Origin of the sequence: Paenalicyclobacillus cellulosilyticus (genome assembly GCF_014647315.1) — a bacterium.
Lineage (GTDB): Bacteria > Bacillota > Bacilli > Alicyclobacillales > Alicyclobacillaceae > Alicyclobacillus_J > Alicyclobacillus_J cellulosilyticus.
Genome location: NZ_BMOY01000068.1, coordinates 1 through 4,381, shown reverse-complemented (window position 1 = coordinate 4,381; position 4,381 = coordinate 1). Strand labels below are relative to the sequence as shown.

Here is a 4,381-nt window from a genome sequence, read left to right as displayed (position 1 = left end):
CGGGGTGCACGAGCCTGCCGCGGCCGCGGCCGCGGCGGCCGTCGTCGCCTGGCACCTCGTGCCGCGCGGCCGCCGGGAGCAGCTGCGCTTCGCTTTGCGCGGGTTCCGACACCGGACGGCAAGCCCCGGGCTTCCGCCCGCCTTGGCGGAGGCGTTGTACGGCCAGCCGCTCTGCCTCGCGGTGTCGCGCCTCGAAGCGTTCGCCGCCTGTCCGTTTCGCCACTTCGCGGCGTACGGGCTCGGTTTGCGCGAACCGGACGGTCCCGACATCACCGCCGCGCAGCGCGGGAGTTTGCTCCATGACGCGCTCGCTGCGTTCGTCCGCGAGCAGGGGACCGATATGGAGCGGTGGCGGCAGCTCGATGACGACGCGGCGGCCGCCGCCATGGCGAACGTCGTGTCGCGGCTGTTGGCTGAGCCGCGGTACGCCGCCTGGCAGCGGCGGGCGGCGAGGCGCGCGCAGGTTCTGGAGGCCGCCCGCACCCTCGCGGCGGCCGCGGTGGTGCTCACCCGCCACGCGCGTTACGGGGCGTTCGTACCGCGCTTCGTGGAATGGGTGTTTGGCGAGGAAGGCCAGCCAGAGGTCGCGGTGGATCTCGGCGACGGCCGCAGGGTGTGGCTGCGCGGGCGGATTGACCGCATCGACACGGTGGAAGCGGACGGGAGGCTGGCGTTTCGCATCATCGACTACAAGAGCAGCCCGCGCGGCATCGACTTCACGCGGTTGGCGCACGGCCTGCAGATCCAGTTGCCCGTGTACGCGGCGGTGGTCATGGCGCAGGCGGGATCGCTCTTCGGGCGGGATGCCGAACCGGCGTCCATGCTCTATCTCCCCGTCGTGCGGGAGGTCAAGCTGACGTCGGCGCCGGATGCTCCGGCCGCGGCGCGCCTTGCGGCCTGGAAAGCGATGCGGGCGAGCGGCCTGCTCGTCGACGACCGGGCGCTGGTCGGATGGCACGACTGGCGGTTGCTCCAAGGCGAGGCCACGGAGTTGTTCAAGCAGGTGTACACGCGGCAGGACCGGCTCGCCAGTTCGGCCGACGCCTTGCCCGCTCCCTTGTGGCGGCTCGTGGTCGAGCGGGCGTGGCAGCACGTGCGGTCGTTCGGGCGCCGCATCCTCGACGGCGAGACCGCCATCGCCCCGTACCGGATTGGGCATGAGGAGACCGCCTGCCGCACTTGTCCCTACCGCGCCGTGTGCCAGATGGATCCTCGTTGGGACGCAGGCTTGTACCGGCGCTTGCCATCCTTTTCGAAACGGCGGCTGGGCGAGTGGGCCGCAGAGGAGGGAACGCCGTGAGCGCAGACCCACAGACGCAATGGTCTTTGGCGCAGCGCCAAGCCATCGAGCAGCGCGGGGCCGACATGCTGGTGTCGGCCGGTGCGGGCTCCGGCAAGACCACCGTGCTCGTGGAGCGCGTGCTCCGCTGCCTGGTGGAGGACGGCCACGACTTGACCCAGTTGCTCATCGTGACGTTCACGGAGGCGGCCGCCGCCGAGATGCGGGATCGCATCCGGCAGCGGCTGATGCAGGCGCTGGCGGACGCCCGCGCGCGCAACGAAGAAGCGTTGGCGCGGCGGATGTACCGGCAGCTGGCTCTGCTCGAGCAGGCGCGCATCTCCACCCTGCACAGCTTCTGCCTCGACATGGTGCGCCGCCACTTTTTGCGCCTCGGCCTCGAGCCCGGGTTTCGCATTCTGGAGGACGACGAGGCGCAGTTGTTGCGCGCGGAGTTGTTGCAGGCGTGCCTGGAAGAAGCGCTCGCCAAAGACGATCCGCGATTTTGGCGCATGCTCGCGCGCTTTCAGGCGGAGGACCCGGCGCGATGGTTTCCGCTCGTCGAACAGGTGGCGGCGTTTGCCCGCAGCCAACCGGACCCATGCGGTTGGTTGCGCGGCGTGGCGGATCGGTTCACGGCGGAAAAACACGCTTCCGATCCGCTCGCCCCCTGGCGGCCGGCGGTGTTCGCCTGGGTGTCGCATCACTTGGCGGCGGCGCGGCGACAGGCGGATGACGGGGCCGCCTTGGCGGCGCGGGACGCCACGCTCAAGAAGTACGCCGAAGCGCTGGTGCAGGCGGCACAAGCGCTTGGGTCCGCGCTCCAAGCGGCCGCGGCGTGCGACTGGGACGGCGTGCTCGCGGCCGCGGCCGCGGCGGCTGCGGAGCTCGACCGGCGCGTGCGGGCGGGCGACAGCCCTTGGAAGGAGGAGGTCAAGGCGGCGCGCGCCAGGGCGAAGGAGGCGGTGCGGACGGTCCTCGAGGTGCTTTCCCGCCCGCAGGCTGAATGGGCGGCGGACATTCGGGAGCTGGCGCCGGACGTCGCGGCGTTCGTGGATTTCGTCACGGCGTTTATGGCGTCTTACCAAGCCCGCAAGCGGCGGCTGGGCGCCGTGGACTTCCACGACCTCGAACACTTTGCCCTCGCCGTGCTGCAAGACCCGGAGAGCGGAGAAGCGCTGCGCCTGCGGGACGAGATCGTCCAGGTGTTCGTCGACGAGTATCAGGACATCAGCCCCATCCAGGACGCCATCCTCCGGGCCGTCGCCCGGCCGGGAAGCCTGTTTGTCGTCGGCGATGTCAAGCAGAGCATCTACCGCTTCCGGATGGCCGAACCGCGGCTGTTTCTCAGCGCGTACGAAACGCTGTCCGGCGGCCGGGGCGGCGTGGTCGTCGACCTGCAGGACAACTACCGCAGCCGGCCCGAGGTCGTGGCGGCGGTGAATTTCCTGTTCGCCCAGTGGTTCACGCGCGGCTTTGGCGGATTGGACTACGATGAGCGCGCCCGCATGCGCGCAGGCAGGAAAGCGGACGACGCGCCGGGCGATGCGCTCGGCGGCGCCGTGGAGGTACACGTCATCGAGCGCAACGGCGCCGGGGACGCGGAGGAAGCGGTTGCAGACGTGGATGCGGATGCGGAAGTCGTAGCGCAGGAAGACGATGGCAGCGCGGCGGATCGCGATGCGGTGGACGGCGATGCTGCGGCGGGCGGCGGCGCGGACAGAGAAGCGTTGGCGGGCGAGGACTTGGCCGCGCTCGAACGGGAGGCGGCGCTCGTCGCGTGGCAGATTCAGCATTGGATGGGCCGCCTGCCCGGCTCAGCGCGGCGCCAGGTATGGGACAAGGAGCTGCGGCGTTACCGGCCGCTGTGCTGGCGGGACATCGTCATCCTGCTGCGGTCGGCGGCGGGACGGATGAACCGTGTCCTGGAGGTGCTCGCCCGCGCGGGCATCCCGGCGTACGGCGTCACGTCGAGCGGCTTTTACGAGGCGTTGGAGGTGCGCTGGCTGCTGTCGGCGCTCGCCGCCATCGACAACCCAAGGCGGGAGATTGAGCTGGTGGCGCTGATGCGATCGCCGATGTTCGCGTTCACCGACGTCGACCTCGCGCAGATCAGGCTGGCGGCGCGCGGCAACTACTTCGATGCGGTGGCGCAGGCTGCCCGCGGCGCGGGCGTCCACGCCGAATTGGCCGCGCGCTGCCGCGGCTTCCTGGCGCAACTCGACGCGTGGCGCACGCTCGCCCGCCGTGCCGGGGCGGAGGCGGTGCTGCGGCAAGTCCTCGCGGACACCGGGTTGTGGTCGTACCTGACCGGCATGCCGGGGGGGCTCGCGCGGCGTGCGAACGTGGAGCTGCTGTTGGACCGGGCGCGCTGGTTTGACCGGACATCGGTGGACGGGGTGTTCGGGTTCGTGGCGTTCGCGGCGCGCGCGCTGGCGGCGGAGCTGGACACCGGTGAAGCGCGGGCGCTCGGCGAACACGAAGACGTGGTCCGCGTCATGACCATCCACAAGAGCAAGGGCCTCGAATTTCCCGTGGTGTTCGTGATGGACCTCGGCAAGCAGTTTCGCCTGTCGTCGCGGGGGAGCGCCTGCCTGTTGCACCGCGACCTGGGCCTCGGTCCGCAGTGTGTCGACGAGGAAGGGGTGCGGCGGTGGAAGAGCCTGCCCTACATCGCCATTGAGCACGCGGAGCGGACGGAATCCCTGGCCGAGGAGGCGCGCATCCTCTACGTGGCGATGACGCGCGCGCGCGACAAGCTGGTCCTCGTCGGCTCCTGCCGTGACGCGCGCCGTCAGGTGGAGCGGGCCCGGGCGGTGGCGGACGCCTCCGGCGGGAAGCCGCTGCCTGTGGACGTGATGGTCTCCGCGCGGACGTACCTCGATTGGTTGCTCCCGGCGGTGGTGCGCTGCGTGTCCCCGGACGCGGCGCAGGCGGCTTTACTGTCGCTGTGCGTGTGGGACGATACACAACCGTTGCCGGCGGCCGGCACGGGCACCATGGTCGGGGCAGCCGCGGCCGCGGCAGGCGACCTCACGGGGCTGTACCGGGCGCTGCGCGCGGCGGCCGGCGACGCGGGCGGGCAGCCCTTGCCGGCCGGCG

At 71.2% G+C, this 4,381-nt stretch carries 2 protein-coding genes; both read left to right on the top strand.

The window, feature by feature from the left end:
* On the top strand, positions 1-1,300 hold a 1,300-nt coding region (locus tag IEX97_RS12685), incomplete at its 5' end, for a PD-(D/E)XK nuclease family protein (protein ID WP_188883476.1).
* Positions 1,297-4,381: UvrD-helicase domain-containing protein (locus IEX97_RS12680; protein ID WP_188883475.1), on the top strand; the 3,085-nt coding region annotated here is incomplete at its 3' end. The genes IEX97_RS12685 and IEX97_RS12680, both read left to right, overlap by 4 nt.